Origin of the sequence: Desulfotruncus alcoholivorax DSM 16058 (genome assembly GCF_000430885.1) — a bacterium.
Taxonomy (GTDB): Bacteria; Bacillota; Desulfotomaculia; order Desulfotomaculales; family Desulfallaceae; genus Desulfotruncus; species Desulfotruncus alcoholivorax.
Window position 1 is genome coordinate 96,430 of record NZ_AUMW01000006.1, and the last position, 20,092, is coordinate 116,521.

14 protein-coding genes are annotated in these 20,092 nt (G+C 46.9%); 8 read left to right on the forward strand and 6 right to left on the reverse strand.

The annotated features are described in order from the left end of the window. Positions 1-220: 220 nt before the first annotated feature. Together H569_RS21180 and H569_RS0103995 are read left to right on the forward strand one after the other, a co-directional pair. Positions 221-2,677, forward strand: coding sequence for a bifunctional diguanylate cyclase/phosphodiesterase (locus H569_RS21180; protein WP_051273224.1), 2,457 nt, complete (start codon positions 221-223; stop codon positions 2,675-2,677). Between the two features lie 380 nt (positions 2,678-3,057). Then, positions 3,058-4,167, forward strand: a complete 1,110-nt coding sequence (locus H569_RS0103995) for an MFS transporter (RefSeq protein ID WP_027363942.1) — start codon at positions 3,058-3,060, stop codon at positions 4,165-4,167. 337 nt (positions 4,168-4,504) lie between these two features. Here the strand turns inward: H569_RS0103995 and H569_RS23310 are convergent, their stop codons facing one another. The 4 genes from H569_RS23310 to H569_RS0104015 form a co-directional block, all read right to left on the reverse strand. Continuing rightward, positions 4,505-4,636 carry a hypothetical protein gene (locus H569_RS23310; protein ID WP_257720084.1) on the reverse strand — a complete coding sequence of 44 codons (132 nt, stop codon included), beginning with the start codon at positions 4,634-4,636 and terminating at the stop codon, positions 4,505-4,507. 11 nt (positions 4,637-4,647) lie between these two features. Continuing rightward, positions 4,648-5,034: an 8-oxo-dGTP diphosphatase MutT gene (mutT, locus tag H569_RS0104005; RefSeq protein WP_027363943.1), complete on the reverse strand. Its 387-nt coding sequence runs from the start codon at positions 5,032-5,034 to the stop codon at positions 4,648-4,650. Between the two features lie 4 nt (positions 5,035-5,038). Continuing rightward, complete coding sequence (locus tag H569_RS0104010; protein ID WP_027363944.1) at positions 5,039-8,173, reverse strand: DUF3427 domain-containing protein; 3,135 nt, start codon at positions 8,171-8,173, stop codon at positions 5,039-5,041. A 309-nt stretch (positions 8,174-8,482) separates the two neighbouring features. Continuing rightward, positions 8,483-9,235, reverse strand: coding sequence for an MEDS domain-containing protein (locus tag H569_RS0104015; RefSeq protein WP_027363945.1), 753 nt, complete (start codon positions 9,233-9,235; stop codon positions 8,483-8,485). Between the two features lie 346 nt (positions 9,236-9,581). Between H569_RS0104015 and H569_RS0104020 the strand changes: the two genes are divergently transcribed. The 6 genes from H569_RS0104020 (at position 9,582) to H569_RS0104045 (ending at position 15,706) form a co-directional block, all read left to right on the forward strand. Continuing rightward, positions 9,582-10,493 (forward strand): tetrahydromethanopterin S-methyltransferase subunit H family protein, encoded by a 912-nt coding sequence (locus H569_RS0104020; RefSeq protein ID WP_027363946.1) that lies wholly within the window; start codon positions 9,582-9,584, stop codon positions 10,491-10,493. Beyond that, the gene (locus H569_RS0104025) at positions 10,457-11,647 is read left to right on the forward strand and encodes a uroporphyrinogen decarboxylase family protein (RefSeq protein WP_238492458.1); all 1,191 of its coding nucleotides are present in this window, start codon (positions 10,457-10,459) and stop codon (positions 11,645-11,647) included. Before H569_RS0104020 ends, H569_RS0104025 begins: the two co-directional genes overlap by 37 nt. A 135-nt stretch (positions 11,648-11,782) precedes the next feature. Then, complete coding sequence (locus H569_RS0104030; RefSeq protein WP_027363948.1) at positions 11,783-13,627, forward strand: MtaA/CmuA family methyltransferase; 1,845 nt, start codon at positions 11,783-11,785, stop codon at positions 13,625-13,627. Positions 13,628-13,752: 125 nt separating this feature from the next. After that, positions 13,753-14,049, forward strand: coding sequence for an FmdB family zinc ribbon protein (locus H569_RS0104035; protein WP_027363949.1), 297 nt, complete (start codon positions 13,753-13,755; stop codon positions 14,047-14,049). A gap of 539 nt (positions 14,050-14,588) precedes the next feature. Next, entirely contained in the window at positions 14,589-15,191 is a 603-nt protein-coding gene (locus tag H569_RS19120) for an HPP family protein (protein WP_051273226.1), read from the forward strand. 116 nt (positions 15,192-15,307) lie between these two features. Beyond that, complete coding sequence (locus tag H569_RS0104045) at positions 15,308-15,706, forward strand: hypothetical protein (RefSeq protein ID WP_034629415.1); 399 nt, start codon at positions 15,308-15,310, stop codon at positions 15,704-15,706. Between the two features lie 618 nt (positions 15,707-16,324). On the opposite strand, the gene glmS is transcribed toward H569_RS0104045, so the two are convergent. Together glmS and glmM are read right to left on the reverse strand one after the other, a co-directional pair. Continuing rightward, a complete protein-coding gene (gene glmS, locus H569_RS0104050; RefSeq protein WP_027363951.1) occupies positions 16,325-18,154 on the reverse strand; it encodes a glutamine--fructose-6-phosphate transaminase (isomerizing) in 1,830 nt (609 codons plus the stop codon). Positions 18,155-18,717: 563 nt separating this feature from the next. Next, positions 18,718-20,052, reverse strand: coding sequence for a phosphoglucosamine mutase (gene glmM / locus H569_RS0104060; protein ID WP_027363953.1), 1,335 nt, complete (start codon positions 20,050-20,052; stop codon positions 18,718-18,720). Between the last annotated feature and the right edge of the window lie 40 nt (positions 20,053-20,092).

A 20,092-nucleotide genomic window follows, 5' to 3' on the forward strand; every position in this document is an offset into this window, starting at 1 on the left:
TTTTGACCTTGTTTAAGGTGGTTTTTCTCCCTGTTCGTCAAGTTCGTCATCGACGTACTGACTCTTAGCGACCACCAGGGAGCTTTACCGTTTATAAGTTGGTTGAAACCCTCACTTTATGAACAAAGTGTGGATTATTTTACGGTTACTTATATTTTTAATTACTTTGCAATTCTGGTAAGATATAGACAGATACAATGGTTGGAAAGGACTGTTTTATTTGTTGAATAATAGGCATTTATCCGACCAGGAACATTATTACAGAATTATATATGAAAATACCCCTGCCGGAATATTAATTTATGAGCTGAATACACATAATGTCTTAACAGCAAATCCTTATGTCTGTTCTTGGCTTGGTTATAATCCTGATGATATTACCAATAATAAAATTGATAGGATTTTTGGTCCATATATACATGAAATTGAAATGGCTGTATTAACAAGTATCAATCAAGCACTCCTTAGCGTGAAGGAATCCAAGTGTTATAAAAATGATGGTACATTAATCGATGTAGCCGTTACCGGAATAAATTTAAATTTTTATAATAAAAATTGTATTTTAATATTTGCCAGAGATATCAGCATGAGAAAGAAAGCTGAAAAAGAATTACAATCACATGCACATTTTTTACAAAAACTAATTGATACTATACCAAACCCCATTTTTTATAAAGGATTGGATGGACGGTACATTGGCTGTAATTTTGAATTTGAAAAATTTATTGGATTAAAAAAAGAGCAAATAATAGGAAAATCCGCTTGTGATATAGCACCACCAGACATGGCCGATATTTATAAGGAAAGTGACAAAACCTTATTGAGCAAACCTGGTGATTATCTTTACGAAGCCTCAGTATACGCTAATGGAACCAACCACGATGTAATATTTCATAAGGCTACTTATTTAAATAATGATAACGAGATTGCCGGTTTAGTAGGGGTAATCATTGATATAACTCAACGCAAAAAGGCGGAAAAAGTTTTACAGGCTGCTCAACAACAACTACTGGATATAATAGAATCCCTTCCCGATCCCACTTTTGTCATTGATCAGCATAAAAAGGTAATAGCCTGGAACCTGGCCATTGAAAAGATGACAGGAATTAAAAAAGAGGAAATGTTAGGCAAAGGAAATTATTGTTACGGGATTCCTTTCTATGGATATCCACGGCCATTACTTTGCGATTTCTTTTGGCCGGGAAATAAAGATTATCCCCCATATCAAAAGCTTAAAAAGGAAGGAAATACGTTAATTGCAGAAGAGTACGTTCCAGCCCTTAATAACGGTAAAGGAGCTTATTTATGGGCTACAGCATCACCTTTGTTTGATGGTAAAGGTCGTTTAGTTGGGGCAATAGAAACTCTTCGGGATATCACCGAACAAAATAGGATGAAAGAGCAGCTACAATACCTGGCCACGCATGATTCATTAACCGGTATACCAAACAGATATTCATTACTGGAAAATTTACGAAGAGCTGTTGCCAAAGCCAAGCGGGGGCAGATCAGCGCTTTACTTTTAATTGATTTAGATAACTTCAAACTTATAAACGATACTCTGGGACACCCATCCGGCGATGATTATTTAATTACTTTGACCAGCATATTAAAAAGCAATCTTCGTGAGGGAGACCTTCTGGCACGTTTAGGCGGAGATGAATTTGCGGTATTACTTGAAGGAACAACAGAAGAAGAAGCAAAAACTGTGGCTGAAAAACTCAGGAGTATTATAGAAGAAAGTGAATTATGCCTTGTGACTCACAAAACGTGTTTTAACTTAACTATAAGTATAGGCGTTACCATGATTGATGGTACTATAGACGCTCCCAAAATATTATCTTACGCTGACTCAGCGTTATATACAGCTAAAAAAGCAGGCAGAAATAAAGTGAGTTTTTATCAACAATCACCGGATCAATTAAATCATAAAGTAACTGAAACTCATTATTTAGTTAATTTAATTAAACATGGTCTAAAAGAGGATAGATTCATACCTATGTTTCAACCGATTTATGAGCTAAAAAATAATAAAATAAGTCATTATGAAGTATTAATCCGGTTAAAGGATAATCAGGGGCAGCTAATTTTACCGGGAAGGTTTATCCATGTGGCGGAAAGGTTTGGTTTAATTGCCCAAATCGATCGCTGGGTTGTAGAGGCTTCTTTATCCACACTAAAAAAATATTCTCAACTTAAGCTTTTCATTAATATTTCGGGTATAAGTTTAAGCGATGAAAGTTTGCTCGAATTTATAGAGGAAAAAGTCCATCAAAGCGGTATTAACCCGGAACGCCTAGGGTTTGAGATCACCGAGAACAGCGCGGTAAGAGATCTTGTTCGGGCTGAAAACTGGATACGCAGGCTAAAAAAGTTAGGATGCCGCTTTGCTCTGGACGACTTTGGCATTGGTTTCTCTTCGTTTTATTACCTTCGCTACCTTCCGGTTGATTTATTGAAAATTGATGGTTCGTTTATACAGAATCTTGATGAGGACTCCACAAACCTCGCTTTGGTCCAGGCTATAAATAATGTAGCGCAGTCTTTAGGTAAAAAAACAATCGCTGAATTTGTGGAAAATGAGTCGATCGTAAGAATATTAACCAATCTAGATATAGATTACGGGCAGGGGTATTATTTCGGGAAACCTGAGCCATATCCAATGAGCAAGGTATAAATTGAAATGCGAAGCGCGCCGAAACCGGCAACGCCTTCATCACATCATCGAACTTGCGCCGTGCATGTTATAAACCCAAAGTCCTTTGCATTTATTAAATGTCAAACCACATTCTTAAAAATACGGGATTCTACATTTTCTCGCTGGCTTTATTACTGGAAGCAATGCTATTTGGCGGCGGTATCAGGCAACAAGTCCATCCCGGCCGGTATTGACCGCTAACCGGACGGTTGCTTTTTAGCTCTTTGAGAAAAAAGCTATTGTATTAGTTTACTGACAAAGCCAGGAGTTTTACCCAGGCTTTACTTTTTCCCCTTGATATTATCCGGCCATAGTGATATCTTAGGTTTTATGATATTCTGCGGAAAGAAGGCATGGGCATGGAGGTTAACTCCGTAGTGCTGGTTACCTGTGTGAACTTTTTATTAAACATCGCCATCCAGGGTTCAACCATATTTATACCTCTTTTGGGCGCCCGGCTGGGCGCTTCGGATTTTCAAGTGGGTTTAATTGGTGCTGCTTATGGTGGGGCTTACCTGTTATCCTCCCTTTATTTCGGGCGGCAGTCGGACCGGCGGGGAAGGACGGCATTTGTTCGATCCGGGCTTGTACTTTGTATAATTGCCTTTGCGGCCCAGCTGCTGGCCCATAATTTATACATTCTGACCCTGGTCAGGGCCGGGGTTGGCTTTGCCCTTGGGGTTACCATGGCTGCCTTGATGGCTTATGCCTACGAATCGGGGGCTGATATGGGGCGGTTCAGTTCCTACGGGTCACTGGGTTGGATTGCGGGGGCGCTGGGCGCTGCCTGGCTGAAGGATTTTGACATTTTATTTTTGGCGAGTGCTGTGTGCTGTTTGGTGGCTTTTTCTTTTTCTCTGTTTTTCTCTTCAGCCACCGGCCCTGGTGTGGGTGGCAACAAGAAAGAAGCCGCTTCTTTTAGGGAAGTTGTAAAAGTTGGATTTCCCATCTACCTGGCCGTTTTTCTGCGCCATCTGGGGGCCGCGGCAGTGTGGATTATTCTACCCCTTTATTTTGCAACCCTGGGGCTGGACCGGTTCTGGGTGGGCATACTCTGGGGGATAAACTTTGCTGTGCAATTTGTTGTTATGCGCTATCTGGAGAGGTTTGACCCCAATAAAATTTTTGCTTTCGGCCAGGTATTGTCGATCATAGTATTTGTGGCCTATGTCCTGGCAAGCAAGCTGACAACTCTGATAGCAGTACAGCTACTGCTGGGGGTGGCATGGTCCTGCCTTTATGTAGGTGCACTGCTGCTGGTATTGAGGGCAGGTGAGGACAGGGGTACCGCCAGTGGTATTTTTCAGGCTACCTTGAACCTGTGCAGTGCCCTGGGGCCTCTTCTGGGTGGTATTATCGCCCAGTACACGGGCTACCACGGGGTAATGCTTTTTGCCGCCGCCCTCGGAGTAGCCGGGCTGGTGGTGGCTGTTCCCCGGCCGGGTAGAACTCAAGTTAAAATGAATTAATTATTTAATCTAAATTAACAATTTATGTACCAAAGCCCGTTATATATGTATATAGCACAGCACACATTCCCTTTTATCCTTTATGAAGCGGCTAGAAGGCAAACTGCTCCCGTCTTCGTCTAGCAGAAATTAACTTACTCATTCTTTTTAGAATCAACCTGGTGATTGATGGCGGGATGACCAGGAAAATGATTTATGCGGAATAAAAAAGCTGGGGGCAAGGTCTACCTTGTCCTGCCAACCGATGCCATGTACACAATGGTCTCGTTTTCGTCGTATAACCGGTTAGATTGGTTCACCTCGTCGCCAAATTCAATGCTCACTGGCCTGGTCACAGCTAAACCAGGCCTTTCAAGAACTGCTGCCTCAGGTCTTCGGGAAATTTCTCTATGGCGTAGCGCAGCATTGTGCGGAATGCTGCCTTCTCTTTGTCTGCATACTGCTGCAGTTCGTCTTTTATCGTTTTCACAGAATCCGTGATTATCCACTGCCCTTCTCATAACATTTCCAAACCGGGATATCCGCCGGGGCAAAATCAAATTCTTTTAATTTCTCTCTTTCGACCCACTCAGCCGCCGCATGGAAATTCAATCTCAATTCCCCGCCGGTAATCTCCGCCAAGTAGCATATTAATTCAATCTCGCCGGTTTCGTATTGATAGTTGCTGTTCATGAAATGCTCCGTTATTTTAATATCCAGGTTTAGCTCCTCTTTAATCTCCCGTACCAGGCACTGCTCCGGAGTTTCCCCTTGCTCTATTTTTCCACCCGGGAACTCCCATTTTAAGCCCAGTTTATCTTCCTTGGGCCTCTGGGTAATCAGGACCCGGCCGTTCTTTTCAATGATGGCTGCGGTTACTCTTTTCAACGCTTTACCCCACAATCATTTTATTGGTCTTTTTCAGGAACCTGGCCGGAATGGGCCGCTCCAGCCGCCAAACAATACTCATGGGCCTGGTGCCCGTATGCTGCACATATTGGGCCAGACCCAGGAAGGTGTACGGCACGGCCCCGGCGGCATCGTTTTTAAACTCCCGCACAAACAGCGCCACCCGGCTGCCATTTTTGCGGTGGTTGATATAGCGCTGCCCGGTTGGCGAGTGTTCAGCAGTGGTACTCTGGGACTGCCAGTGGAAGAGCCATTCATTTATTGAATAATCGTCATACATGGTGGAGGGCGAATATTGCTTATCAGCTTTGTTCAGGGTGATCAGGAATATATCCAGCTGCTTGTCCGGCAGGTATTTCACACCCTCCCGCATGGAGGGCATGCGGTCCCAGGTATAGTAGCCCACAGCCGCCAGAATCTGGTCCCGGGTATAGGTGCAATGCAGGTCCAGGGGGCTGTTAAAGCCTAAATCTACCGGCCGGTCCACGAAGTCTATCTTTTCATAGCAGTAGCGTAAAAGCTCAATTATCTCCTCAAACATGACGGTATTTTGCCTGATGCGTTCCATGCTCCCGGCAAGTGTAGCAAAGCCGCTGCCGGGCAGGGGTTTTTGCCAGACGGTGTAATGGGCCATGAGCAGCATTTTACGCTCTGCTTCAGTTAACGCATTTTCGTCTATAGTTTCTTCAGCCTGTAAAATTTTTAGCAAAAATAAAATCCACCGGCGGGAGTCAATGGCGCACAGGCGGGCCAGCGCCTTTCCCAATACCTTTTCATCAGGATCGTTAAAATCCTCCCTTATCCCTGCCAGGACGGACAAACGGCTGAAGGAGGTCTTGCTGTAAAACTCCCTGGCATCCAGGTGGTAGTACTCCAAGAATTTGGCCAGTGTGGGCCTCTCACCGGTATCTTCCTCAAAGGAGGCCAGCCTGGCGACAAACCCCGATACCCGTCCCAGGGTGCTGCGAATGTTGTTTAAAATATACTCCCGGGCCTTCTTTTCCAGCTGGATAAAGCAGCCTTTGGGCAGGCCGGCAAAGCCCTCCTTCAGGTTGCGCTGCAGGCCACGGGTGGTGTTAATCAGCAGTGCCTTAAACTTATCCTCAAAGTTATATCTTCTGTTGGCCTGGCCAATAAAGTCCAGAACGGTAAGACAGTCCTTATCCTCATGCAGGCGCAGGCCCCGGCCCAGCTGCTGCAGAAAAACCGTCAGGCTCTCGGTGGGGCGCAGGAACAGGATGGTATTTACTTCCGGGATATCCACGCCCTCGTTATAAATGTCCACCACAAAGATAAATTTGATTTCCCCGCCGGCCAGCCGCCTTTGGGCGCTGTTCCTTTCCTCATCTGAGGATTGGGCGGACAGGGCTATGGAGGGGATGCCAAAGTGATTAAAGAATTTAGCCATATACCGGGCGTGTTCGATGGAAACACAAAAGCCCAGCCCCTTAACCTCATTAATATCTGTTACATACCGGTCCAGTGAGGTGATCACATGCCTGGCCCGGGCATCATTTCCGGTATAAACTTTGTTCAGGTCACCCCGGTCATAGCCTCCCCTGGCCCAGCGCAGGGCGTCCAAATCCACGGTGTCGGTAACGCCAAAATATTGGAACGGGCACAGCAGCTTTCGCTCTATGGCTTCGGGCAGGCGGATTTCTGCTGCAATGCGGTGGTCAAAGTATTCAAGTACACTTTTACCGTCCATGCGCTCAGGGGTGGCGGTGAGACCCAGGAGAATCTTAGGGCGATAGTGGGTGAGCAGTTTTTGATAAATTGGCGCGGCGGTATGGTGAAATTCGTCCACAATTATGTAATCGTAAAAATCAGGGGAGGTAATACTGTCAAGCTCCCGGGAGTTAAAGGTCTGAATGGATATAAAAAGGTGCTCGATGCTCCCCGGGGTGGATCCCCCGACAAACAGCTCACCAAAATTGGGGTCTTTCAGGACGGCGCGAAAGCAGGCCAGGCTTTGCTTTAATATTTCCTCCCGGTGGGCCACAAACAGCAGGCGGTTCGGCCGGCCACGGTTGGCGCTGCAAAACCTCTTATAGTCGAAGGCCGAAATCACTGTTTTACCGGTTCCGGTAGCGGCCACCACCAGGTTGCGCCAGTGGCCCCGCAGCTTTCTTTCGGCCTCCAGCCTATCCAGTATTTCACTTTGGTACGGATATGGTGTGATATCAAAATTAAAGGTGATTTTCTCCCCCGTTGTATAGCGCTCAGCCACAATGGCACGCTGCAGGGCCTGCTTTTCTCCCTCATGGTAGGGAATGAACTCCCTGTCGTTCCAATAGGTTTCAAAGGTAGCTGCAATCTTTTTGATAATGTCGGGCTGGTCTTTTTGGGTTAGCTTCACGTTCCACTCCAGCCCGGCCGATATGGCCGCGCCGGAGAGGTTGGACGACCCCACATAGGCTGTGGTAAAACCGCTGTGGCGGTAAAAAACATAGGCCTTGGCATGCAGACGGGTGCGCCTGGTTTCATAAGAAATCTTGATGTCAGTGTTGGGCAGCCCCCGCAGAGCCTCCACAGCCTTAACATCAGTGGCCCCCATGTAGGAGGTGGTAATAATGCGCAGCCTGCCCCGCCTGCTAAATTCCCTTAGCTCATCAATAATAATCCGCAGGCCGCTCCACTTGATAAAAGAAACCAGCATGTCGATCCGGTCACAGCTTAAAATCTCCTTTTTAAGCTCCAAATACATGCTGGGCTCATGCACTGACCCTGTAAACAGCGAACTGGCCGCAATGGAGGTTACCGGCCGGACAATATCAGCTTTTTCATTTACTGCGTAAGCTGAATTATTCCTCTCCAGTAAGGCCAGCAGCATCTGGGCGCGCCTGTCCACCGTCATGCCGGCAAGAGAGACATCCCCTGCCCTTGCTACTATTGTATTTATCAGGTCATTACAGACAGCGATCTGATCCCTTATCTTGCCGCCTTTATCCTTGATGTTGGCCAGCCCCTGCAAAATAACCCCGGCAAGATAACCGGCCAGAACTTTAGCAGACTCTTCACTATCAATGGGGCCTTTTTTTACTATGTACTCAGAAGATTCTATTTCCTTTGAGATGAGCTTGTTCAGCACCTGCTCATAAATACCTGGCTTTAGCATTTTAGCACCTTTCAACCATATATCTTGCCGGTCCTCGAGTTTTATTTTCTAAAAGCGCATTATCGCTCCAATCGCGCCTTGAGTCAAGGATCTTAATTCGGCCTTATGGGTCTCGGGCATTGTATTGCTCAAGCATTCCTGAGGGTAAACCATAGTATTACATTTTCGTAAAAAAAATTTGAGTTAATAAGCTTAACCGTCGGTTTAATGTGCCAGCCCCGAATAAGGTATGGGTAGCCGATATCACTTACATTCCTACTAGTTAACCTGTGCCGGTAGACCTTATCTGAAGCCGGTACGGACTTTAATTTACAGTTGCGACGTCTCTCTTCTAAAAAAAGTGGCCGGGCCGTTACTGTAAAAAAGGACTCCTTTATGGTGGTTCATCAAATGAATAAAGTAGTTGAAACAATCTTTTGTTTCAATGTTAAACACATAGGGGCAGATACCTACGATGGGCGCTTTTTCCAGAGATTCGTCCAGGGAATGCTCAAAGTTCAGTAATTTGGAAAAATCTTCGCCGCAACTGAGCAGGTTGGGGGAGCCTGACCCCCACATGGCTTCATATCCCATTGCCAGGGATCTGTCTGCCTCTTCAAGCCAGATTTGAACGGGTCCCTTTTCGCCATTCCTGTTAAATGAATCAGCCAAATCAACTATAGCCAGCATGTTGCGTTTTTCTAGTTCCTCCACGGCAAGTCCCCTTACTGAAAGCTCCCGTCTCACCTCTTCCCGGTTTTGCCACCAACAGCCCTTGAACAATCGCCGGCCTTCCCGCATGCCCCTTTTAAAGAATTCGGCCTCCAGGTCGTAAACTTCTGATGCGCTGGAGGTTACAGCCATGATATGGTCATGGCGGCAGTTTAATTTATCCAGGTATGAAATCTCCCCCGGCAGGTGTGAGTCGGCCAGCTTGGCTTCCAGCACTTCGCTTTTAATGCGCCATTCCTTGCCTATTTTAACGCCAGGAAACTTGCCGGCTCTGAGCCACCTGTAAATGGTATTGGGCGTGGTGCGCAGTTTTTCAGCCACTTCGTTAACTGTGAGCAATTCGTTATTCATCGCAACGGGTTCTCCTTTGGCAGCCTTATCTTCATAATAATATCATACCATTCTATACCGTTCAATAAATCTCCATCTATATGTTAATTTATTCATGATTGAAAAAAGTTTTTATGCTATATGATACAGTTTTATACAATATAATACATTGACATACATTTCTATCTATTTTATAATTTTGACAATATCAAATTTTATAAGTTCCGTTGGTAAAACCACCAGAACTTAAACCGCTGATCTTATGGAAATATACCACATTGCAATTTTCTAAAAGGGGGATTATCAGCACCGGCAATCATCATAAGTTCAATCACAAATACTCTCTCTATATAAGGAGGAATTGAGGGTGGGAGATTATCACGCAATTAAAATCGGTAACGCTACTATAGGAGGACCATTGGGGTCAGCTACAGGCTTGGTGGTGGGAAGTATTTTCTACGACAAGCACTCTATTGTCTGTGATCCCTTTGCTGGAGAATTTGACGAAGCTCGCGCCGCTTTATTGGTGGATCGTGTTAACAAGCTTAGTAAACAGTACGGTGTACAGATGGCATTCGACGTTATTGCCGCTTCTCCTGAAGCCATGAAACGGTTTTTGGAATTCGTTAGTTCACGTACAAGCCTTCCATTGTTGATAAATGCCACTGAGGCTGAGGTGCGTATCGCTGGCCTTGAGGTGGCTGCCAAACTTGGCATTCTGGATCGATCTGTCTATGCATCGCTGAATGAGGACACCGAAGACGAAGAACTGGAGTTACTTGGCCGATATCGCCCAGCAGCTGTTATGATTCTAGCCAGTGATATAAGTAATCCCACCCCCGAGGGAAGCTGCGAAATGATAGAAAACTATTATCATCCCATGTTAAAGGAGATTGGTGTTACAACCCCGATTGTTGATTTGGGCACCATGGATCCGCCTTCGATAGGTTTAAACATACGCCAAATTCAGGCGGTTCGGGAACGTTTCGGCTATCCGGCAGGTTGTGCCTTCTCTAACTGTTATCCACAATGGACCAGCATAAACCGGCTTGGCCGGGAATGGGTGAATTTGTCAATGGCAGCAGCCCTTGTAGCCTGTCGTGCAGCCGGTGGAGATTATCTGCATTACGGCATTATAGAGAAGGCTGCTATGGCAGCCCATGTTGCGGCAACGGCTGAAGTGTTTTATGGTTTTGCGGCCCAGGAGTTGGACGGCCATAGATTGCCGGAAGGACACGCCCTATGGCAGATGTTCAAATTGTCAGAGGTGACAGAGTGATGACGCCCCGGTCACGGTTAGAAGAAATGCTCTCCGGCAAAAAAAACGGCGTGCCGCTGATTGACATTGGTACAACATCCCTCACCGGCATACGGGCCGGTGCAATTCCCCGATTGCAAAAAGACAAGGCGTTAGCGCATCCTATTTTCAAAACGATACCCTTGGAGCCAACGGATTGTATTCGTTTGGGGTCTGACTTCATTCGTACCGGTTTGTTATATGATCCCCAGGTGATAGAGGATGAACGTTTTATTGATGCCTTTGGCGTAGAATGGCTGAGGGACGAAGAACATTTAGCACCGATCAGACACCCTTTGGAAACTGCGGGGCTTACGGATATTGCGCGCCACCCTAAGCCGCAATGGCTACAGCCGGTACAGCAAGTTGAACCGGAACTATCCAGCAACAGTATAGTAATCGCTGATGCACCTTGTCCCGGTCTTTTGGATATGTGCTTTATTTTGCGCAACGCGTGGCAGTTTATGGAAGATATTGCCGAAAACCGGCGCGTTGCTTCAGCGCTGCTTGAGTGGTCATTGGAAACGATTATAAGCGCCTATGAGTATATGCTGACATCACTTGATAAGCAACCAGATATTATCATCTATAACGATGATTTGGGCTATCAGGATAGTATGTTTTTTTCTCCATCGGATTTTCGAAATTATGTACGTCCCCGTTTGCGTACTTTACTGACACGCCTTCGAAACTTAACCCCAGCCGCCATTTGCTTTCACAGTTGTGGAGCTATTAGCCCTATCCTACCTGATATTGCTGATTTAAGCGTTGAGATAGTGAACCTGGACACCTATGCCAAAGGAATGGATGTTATGCGACTGCGCAGGGAACTGCCTGGTTCTGTTGTACTGCATGGGTCAAATGACCTGTGTGCTTTGGGCGAGGCCGTGGCGAATCAGGATAAGGCGGGCATTGCATTGTTAATTACTGAGTTGGCCCAAAGCGCGCCTGTAATTGCAGGACCCATGGATAATATGTCTTCAGCTGAAGAAGTGCTTGCAGCTGTTCGTGGGGCTGCTTTTATCCGAAATCTTTCCGAGGACGGCTTTGAAGATCTGCGCCGCATTGGCCCGGTTCGAAGCATTATTGAGGAGGCGATTGAGAAAACCCTATCGAGGGAGTTGCCGGCCCTTTAACATCAAGCGCATCGTCACTCGCAGCACCGTTACAAAAGCAATTTAATTTGGCAATAAGGAGGCGAGGCAAACATGAGCACATAAACCCCTAATATTTTGAACAGCGCTGAAAAAATTTATTAAGGAGTGAATAAAATGAGCCCATCAAAGATGACCAGCCGGGAAAGAGTTTTTGCGGCTGTTACCATGAAGGAGCTACCGGATCAGTTACCCGTAACCCCATTATTGATGACACGGGGTATTCGCGAGGGGGGCGTCAGGGTTGATGAGGTTTTACTTGATGGTGAGGCAATGGCTAAAGCCAAAATTAAAGCGCATCAAAAGTTCGGTGGGGATGTGGTGCTCGCAGGCACCGACCTGTTTACCCCGGTAGAGAACCTGGGCGCCGTATTAGATTATCTGCCCTATGCGCAACCCTCGCTGGTTGAACACCCCGCACCTACAAAAGAGGCTTTTTACCGTCTAAAAGATAACTACTTATCTAAGGGTTTTGATCCGGAAAAGGGCCGTTTGAGAGCAATACAAGAAGAAATAAGAACCTTCGTTAAGGAAGGTTGGAAAGATACCCATGCGCTGGCTACTCCAGTTGGCGGTCCTATTACCACCGCTCAGCTGGTTACCGGCACCGATGAATTTTTTACCTATTTGGCCGAGGATCCGGATTATGCCAAGGAGATTATAGAGTTATGTCTTGACGTCTGTAAAAACATCTGCCGAATGATGTTCGAAGCCGGTATAGATGTTTGCAATATTCTGGATCCATTTTGCTCATGTGATATATTGCCGCCGGAAATGTATCGTGAATTCGGCTTGCCTTACCAACAGAGGTTATTCGCTTACATTAAAGAAATTGGCGGTATCGGGTTTACTCATACTTGTACCTTTACCCAACCCATCTGGTCCGACATTGCCGCCAACGGCTCCTTGAATTTTAACGGGGATATGTACCCCGGGGCTGATCACACAAAACGTGCTATAGGGGACAAATTATCTCTTATGGGTACCCTTAGTCCGTATTCGACCCTTACCCATGGCACCCCCGAAGATGTTGCCAGGGAGGTCAAGAAGCTTGCTGTAGAGGTTGGGTACAATGGCGGGTTTGTTTGTATGCCTGGTTGTGATATTGACTGGACCGTGCCTGAAGAAAATATGCGCGCATTGATCGATACTTGTGCGTCAATCAAGTACCCGATAGACATTGAGGCCCTCGGCGACCTAAGCAATGTTTATCTGGCCGGCCATCCTAAACACCCGGGCATGCGCAAAATCTCAATCGATGACGATCAAAGAGTCAGAATGGGGATTAAAAAGACTCAGATGAAGAAAACTCCTGAGGAAGAGGTTTATTACAACCTGGCCGATGCAATCATGGAATATGACGGTGACAAGGTAGTAGAGTGGACCCAAAAAGGTTTGGAACTTGGCTTAACTCCCCAGCAGATTATATTTGACGGTCTGTGCCTTGGGATGAAAATGGTTGGCGACATGTATGAGCGTAATGAGCGCTTCATCACCGACATGCTCAAGTCGGCCAAGACCATGGATAAGGCCATGCCTATTCTTGTTCCACTGATGGAAGCATCGGGTTTAAAAGACGGGAAAAAAGAAACCGTTGTAATGGGTCTGGTACGTGGTAACACCCAAGACATCGGTAAGAACCTCGTGGTCCTTATGTTGAAAGCGAACGGCTTTAATGTTATTGATCTCGGCAAGAACGTTAACCCCGAAGAGTTTATAAAAGCGGCGGAAGCCAATAATGCTGTAGCCATCGGCATGTCGGTTATGACCAATTCATCTGTTGCTTATGTGGAAAAGACCGTTAAAATGCTAAAAGAGCAAGGCAAATACAACAAATATCTGGTAATGACCGGTGGCGCTGCGATGAATGAGCAGCTTGCCGCGCAAATAGGCATAAGGTATGGTTCTGATGCGAACGCTGCGGTTTCGTTGGTAAAAGAGCACATTGCAGCAAATGCTTAAATCAAATCAGTATTTTATCGTAAGGGTGATTACAAGGGTGCACCCCTACGATATATAAACGTCTCAATTAGCTTGGCTTCCAAAAGGTTTATCTAAGTCCGATTCAACAAACGAGGAGGTTGATTATGCCGATATATGACTTTTTTTGTACCGAATGTGACGCAAGCTACGAAGTGCTAGTGGATTATGAAACCCAAAAAGGGCTGGAACTCCTGTGCGTACATTGTGGTGGAGTGGTAAAAGCCGCACCGGTAAACATGTTCAGCATCATCACCTCCAGACAGGCGGAACAAACCACTAACCGGGAAAAAGTCAAGCCTTGCGGGCACACCCATCATTGCCGCTGCGCTTCTATAAAACAAACGCGGCCCAATCCTTTTCAAAAACAAATTGATAAGGCACTGAAGAGTACTAATCAATAGTAAACAGTATTTTAGCTTTCAAGAACATTTGTGTCAGGTAACCTTACGGTGCAGATTGACTCTATAGGACTGGAGGCTGGCTACATAAAGCTAATGGAAGGTTATTCAAGATAGCAGTTATGTCGCCATACATGCAAAAGAAGTGCGATTGCCGGTGAACCAGATTTTTGACGATAATGCTTACCTGCAGGCCAACGGAGAAAAAGGCACATGATATATGTGCTTCTGGACTGCTGGCCTCAGGTAACCTTATTATCGGCAGAGATAATGTATCAGGCTCGTGATGTGGCTCAACTTATATAAAGAAAATACTGGAACCGGTCAGTAATCACCATTTTTAGGGTAAATTCATAGCTTTACCGGATTTTCCCGATATTTAGCAATAAATTTATATTGTTATATGAATTTTATGTTTGCGGATTGTTCTAAAGCTCAAAGTTATATTTGGTATTGTGTAAAAAATAATATCATTTTCCGTTTCATGTATAATTGTTTGTGCGCAGATTTATTTAAATTTCTTATAATGAAGAAGGAAAACCATGAATTCTAAACCGACGGCGAGGCAAACTGAAAACACTCATGCACTGGGCAAGAAAGCACTTATTTTAAGAGCAAAGCATCTAATAAAGAACTATTTTGCAAAAATGTGCGGCACTGAACTGTATAAAAGGAAAAGGGAATATTTTAACCTGAGAGAACTGTTTACACTTGTTTTGACAATATTTGGCAGTATTGGGGTAATAGCATGGATAAGCTTTTACTTTAATCTTCCACTCTTAATTCCGTCTTTTTTGGCTTCCGCAGTATTATTATACACAAATCACCAGTCATCGGTGGCTCAGCCACGCAACATAATCGGTGGTCATGTTTTGTCAGCAACCATCGGTGTTCTGACACAATCTGTTTTAGGCGCCAATTGGTACTCCTTAACCATTGCCCTGGTGATAGCAATAATTTTAATGATGTTAACCGGAACTATACACCCACCCGCCGGGGGGACATTATACATTGCTATATTCGGCGGATTTGGATTAAAATTTGTGTTGATTACTGTTGCCGCTGGATCACTACTTATGGTAGTTATTTCAATGCTGTTAATAAACATTATGCCATGGAGAAAATATCCTTCTTATTGGTGGTAATTATAGATTATCAAAAGTAAGGCATTATAACCAGGTCATTTTGAGAAGTGTTAACCGCATCCCTTTCTTCAATTAACTGTCCGGCAGCAGATAGATACCCTGTACTGTGCCAACTCATGGAAAAGAACAAAATGATCGTCATTCTTATTGAAGAGAACCAGCGGTTAGCTGAAAAGCTTGAGCAATTGACTGGAGTAAAAAATCATTTCGCACACATGTTGTTTGGCCGTTCTTCGGAAAAAAATCCAGAGATTAATACAGTTGATTCGGAAAATCTTACAGCCACGGAAATAACTGCTTCATCTGAAAGTTCCGCTGTTCCCTCAGAAGACGACAAGACTGTGCCTGCATCTGTTGATGATAACCAACCTGAGCCGGCTACTCCCCAGAATAATGTGCTGCCTCTCAATGATCATTCCAAAAGAAAGCGCGGAGCTCAACCAGGCCACAAGGGTAACGGCCGTAAAATTCATGAAAATCTTCGGAAACTAAATAAAAATGCCTACTTTATCTAGTAAATTCCAAAGATGTAACCAGTTTAAAAAAATTAGCACGTAATTTGTTTGTGGTTTCACGTGCTAGCTAGCTTTGCTATTTTCAGATTTTTTACTCCAAAATCCCCCCCGTTACCCATAACTAGCTATTTTTATGTTTTTAGGAGCAGGAAAAGAAAAATCACCCCCGCAAATTGGTTTCAAAGGGGTGATGTATATTTGAAATAAATCCTTTCCCTCCCCCCTCTCTCAATCCTTGATTTCCGTAGTGCCCATCTTTTGCCATGAAATAAAGTTATTCCGTGAAATAGGTTTAAGAATTTCAAATGAAATGGAATAGAGTTTTACTCTGGATTAAGGGTAAAGGAGCATGGAATAAAGTTGTTCCGTAGCCCGTATTCCTTTAACCTGAAGGCTTCCAGCCTTTGAAATAAAGTCATTCCTTCCATGTGTGTAATAAAAAAGGGAGGAGGTGGAATATTTCTTTCTTTATTCCCCTCTCCCCCTTTATTTTCAAGGCTTAAGAGCCTTTTTCGATTCTATTTTTCTTTTGTCTTTTCATTCGTTCACGAAACGGATTTCCGAGTAGGTGCGGAGTTTATTGCAAAAAGACACAAGCAAATATGAATAACAAAGCACCTACTCCACTGTCACGCTCTTGGCCAAATTCCGCGGCTGATCCACGTCGCAGCCACGGGACACGGCCATGTAATAGGCCAGCAGCTGCAGGGGCACCACCGCCAGGATCGGTGTAAGCATCTGGTGGGTACGCGGAATGTACAGCACCTCGTCGGCCACCTTGGACACTTCCTCCAGCCCGCGGGTGGCCACCGCCAGCACCGTGGCTTCCCTGGCCTTGACTTCTTTAATGTTGCTTACGGTTTTGTCGTATAGCGCCTGCTGCGTTACCAAGGCAACCACCGGCACATCCTTCACGATCAGGGCCAGGGTGCCGTGTTTCAATTCGCCGGCAGCGTAGGCTTCGGCGTGGATGTAGGAAATTTCCTTCAGTTTCAGAGAGCCTTCCATCGCCACGGCATAATCCAGGCCCCTGCCGATAAAGAAGGCGTTCTCGCAGTTGCAATGTTCCCGGACAAATTCTTTGATGTTGGTGCCGTTTTCCAAAATGGATGCCACTTTATCCGGCAGTTTGCGCAAATCCGTTATTATTTGCGCTATTTCTCTGTCCTTTAATGTGCCCCTGTTTTGGGCCAGGTACAGGCCCAGCAGGTACATGGACAGCAGCTGGGTGATGTAGGCCTTGGTGGAGGCCACTGCGATTTCCGGGCCGGCCCAGGTATAAAGCACATCGTCCGCTTCCCGGGCCACGGAGCTGTCAACCACGTTGGTCACAGCAATTACCCGGGCCCCTTTTCTTTTGGCCTCCCGCAACGCCGCCAGCGTGTCGGCGGTTTCACCGCTCTGGCTGATCACTATCACCAGTGAATTTGCATCTATCAGCGGGTTCCGGTAGCGCAGTTCGGAGGCGATATCGGCTTCCACCGGTATTCCGGCCAGTGTTTCAATGACGTTTTTCCCGACCAGGCCGGCGTGAAATGCGGTGCCGCAGGCGGTAATAACAACTTTGTTGATTTGTTGGAGCTGTTCCTGCGGGATGTTGATTTCATTTAATATTACCCGGCTGCCGTCCTGGGCAATCCGCCCGCTCAGGGTGTCTTTAAGCGCCCGGGGCTGCTCGTGTATTTCTTTGAGCATAAAATGGTCGTAGCCGCCCTTTTCGGCCTGCGCGGCTTCCCATTTAACATGAAAAACTTTTTTATCCACCCGCCGGCCTGAATGGTCCAGCACCTCGACATCTTGCCTGGTTAAAACGGCAATTTCCCCGTCCTCCAGGATGTAGGTTTCTCTGGTATGTTTGAGCAGGGCGGGAATATCCGAGGCCAGGAAATTTTCCCCCTCGCCCAAGCCCACAACCAGGGGGCTGTCGTGGCGGGCAGCCACCAGCCGGTTTGGTTCGTCCAGCGCCAGGGCTACCATGGCGTAGGACCCGTCAACTTTTTTAATTACCCTCTGGATGGTTTCCACCATGTCGCCCATGTAAAATTCCTCAAGCAAGTGCGGCAACACTTCCGTATCGGTTTCAGACCGGAACACATGGCCCTGGGAGATCAGCCATTCCCTTAGGGTCAGGTAGTTTTCTATAATACCGTTGTGCACTACCGCAAACCGCCCCTGGCAGTCCAGGTGCGGGTGGGCATTGACGTCATTGGGGCGCCCGTGTGTAGCCCAGCGGGTATGCCCGATGCCGGCTGTTGATTCAGGCATGTAGCCGTTCATTTGCGCCCGAAGCTGGGCCAGTTTGCCCGATTTTTTTAAGATTTCAATAGCATTATTCTGAATTACCGCAATGCCTGCGGAATCATAGCCGCGGTATTCCAGCTTTTGCAGTCCTTCCAGCAGTATCGGGGCTGCCTGGCGGCCGCCCAGGTATCCTACTATACCGCACATATTATAAAACCTCCGATATAAATCAATTTATTATCTCGTTACTATCCAGGTATCTAGAATTCACACATCTCTTTTTAGGTTTCAGGGCGGAATTGAGAATACCACGAGAAAATGTTTTCGCCGGTTCTCTCATTCTGACTCCCGACTCCTGACTCCTGTCTCCTGAGAAAAAACAAATGCCCGGGCGTACCGGCCCCAGGCATGGTTTTGGGCACAAAAATACCGTCATCAGAGCATAACTGTATCGACGGCATTTCCCGCATCAATATGCCTTTTGCGGCCACCGGCACCCTTTGTCCCCGCGGTTGCCCGCGGGATTTGCAGTGCCTTTATCGGTTATGGCCAAACCGGGGAGCATCCGCCGAAAACTTCGATAAACTCCCACCTCGTCAACCCGGCTGCCGGGTTCTGGCGCTTCAATTCAGTTGTCAAAGGATTTGCCGTTCAAGGCAATATTATTGCAGCACCACCGCCTTTCATCCTGCCTTAATTCAAGCATCCAATAAGACGCTTCAATTAAAACATCATATCATCAATAACCCAAATCATCAAGTATTACAGGTTTATAGCTGCTTAACTATATTCACCAGCTCACCCACTATCTCCTGCAATTGGTCCATGTCCCTGCCCTCCGCCATTACCCGCACCAACGACTCCGTACCGGATGGGCGTACAAGTATCCGCCCTTGCCCGGCCAGGCGTTCCTCCATCTCCCGGATGCTTTTGGCCAGTACCGGGCTGGACATGACCCGTTGTTTATCTGCAACCCGCACATTTTCCAGCAGCTGCGGCAGCCGTTCCATCCGGGCGGCCAGTTCGGCCAGGCTTTGCCCGGTGGCTTTTACCACGGAGAGCAGCTGCAGCGCGGTTAAAACACCGTCGCCGGAAGGGCTGTGCTCCAGGAATAAGATGTGCCCGGATTGCTCCCCGCCGAAAACGGCACCGGTGCGCAATAGTTCCTCCACCACATACCGGTCTCCCACCTTGGTCTGCAGCACCTCGATGCCGGACTCGCGCATAGCCAGGTGCAGCCCCAAATTGCTCATCACTGTTACCACCACGGTGTTTTTGGGCAGGCGGTTTTGGGCCTTTAAATGGTTGGCGCAGATGACCATGATCTGGTCACCGTCCACCAGGTTGCCTTGGTGGTCGACAGCTATCAGCCGGTCGGCGTCTCCGTCATTGGCCAGGCCAAGGTCGGCTCCCTCGCGCACTACCGTTTCCCGCAGCTTGTCAGGGTGGGTGGAACCGCACTTTTCATTAATGTTGACCCCGTCAGGGGTGTGGTTTATCGGTATAACCTCGGCGCCAAGTTCCCTTAACACCCGGGGCGCCACCCGGTAGGAGGAGCCGTTGGCGCAGTCCACCACGATTTTCAAGCCTTTAAGGTCCACTGAAATGGTGCTTTTGAGGAAGTTGACATAGCAGTCTTCAGCGTCCTCCACCCGGTTAATCCTGCCGACAGCCGGCCCCACCGGGGATGGAATTTCGGCACCGGCGCCGGTAACCAGCTGTTCGATCTGCATTTCTTTTTCGTCAGGCAGCTTATAGCCGCTGGGCCCGAAAAATTTGATCCCGTTGTCCTCCACCGGGTTGTGGGAAGCGGAAATAACCACGCCGCCGGCGGCGCCCAATTCCCTGGTCAAATAGGCCACGGCCGGGGTTGGTAGAAAACCGACACTGAGTACATCCACACCGGCGGAGCAGATACCCGCGGAAAGCGCCGCCTCCAGCATATCACCGGATATCCTGGTATCACGGCCCACCACCAACCTTTTACTGCCGCCGTTTTGCGCCAGCACGTGCGCCCCTGCGCGGCCCAGTTTAAAGGCCAGTTCCGGGGTAAGGTCTTTGTTGGCTACGCCGCGTACGCCATCGGTGCCGAATAACCGTGTCATTTGCCTAATACCTCCTGCCTGGTTTAACCAGATAAATTAT

Coding starts and splice junctions, on each gene's coding strand:
- H569_RS0104015 (WP_027363945.1), bottom strand. CDS start 9,235: ATGAATAACGAATTGCTCACAGTTAACGAAGTGGCTGAAAAACTGCGC.
- H569_RS0103995 (WP_027363942.1), top strand. CDS start 3,058: ATGGAGGTTAACTCCGTAGTGCTGGTTACCTGTGTGAACTTTTTATTA.
- H569_RS0104035 (WP_027363949.1), top strand. CDS start 13,753: ATGCCGATATATGACTTTTTTTGTACCGAATGTGACGCAAGCTACGAA.
- glmM (WP_027363953.1), bottom strand. CDS start 20,052: ATGACACGGTTATTCGGCACCGATGGCGTACGCGGCGTAGCCAACAAA.
- glmS (WP_027363951.1), bottom strand. CDS start 18,154: ATGTGCGGTATAGTAGGATACCTGGGCGGCCGCCAGGCAGCCCCGATA.
- H569_RS0104010 (WP_027363944.1), bottom strand. CDS start 8,173: ATGCTAAAGCCAGGTATTTATGAGCAGGTGCTGAACAAGCTCATCTCA.
- H569_RS0104030 (WP_027363948.1), top strand. CDS start 11,783: ATGAGCCCATCAAAGATGACCAGCCGGGAAAGAGTTTTTGCGGCTGTT.
- H569_RS0104045 (WP_034629415.1), top strand. CDS start 15,308: ATGGAAAAGAACAAAATGATCGTCATTCTTATTGAAGAGAACCAGCGG.
- H569_RS0104025 (WP_238492458.1), top strand. CDS start 10,457: ATGGCAGATGTTCAAATTGTCAGAGGTGACAGAGTGATGACGCCCCGG.
- H569_RS19120 (WP_051273226.1), top strand. CDS start 14,589: ATGAATTCTAAACCGACGGCGAGGCAAACTGAAAACACTCATGCACTG.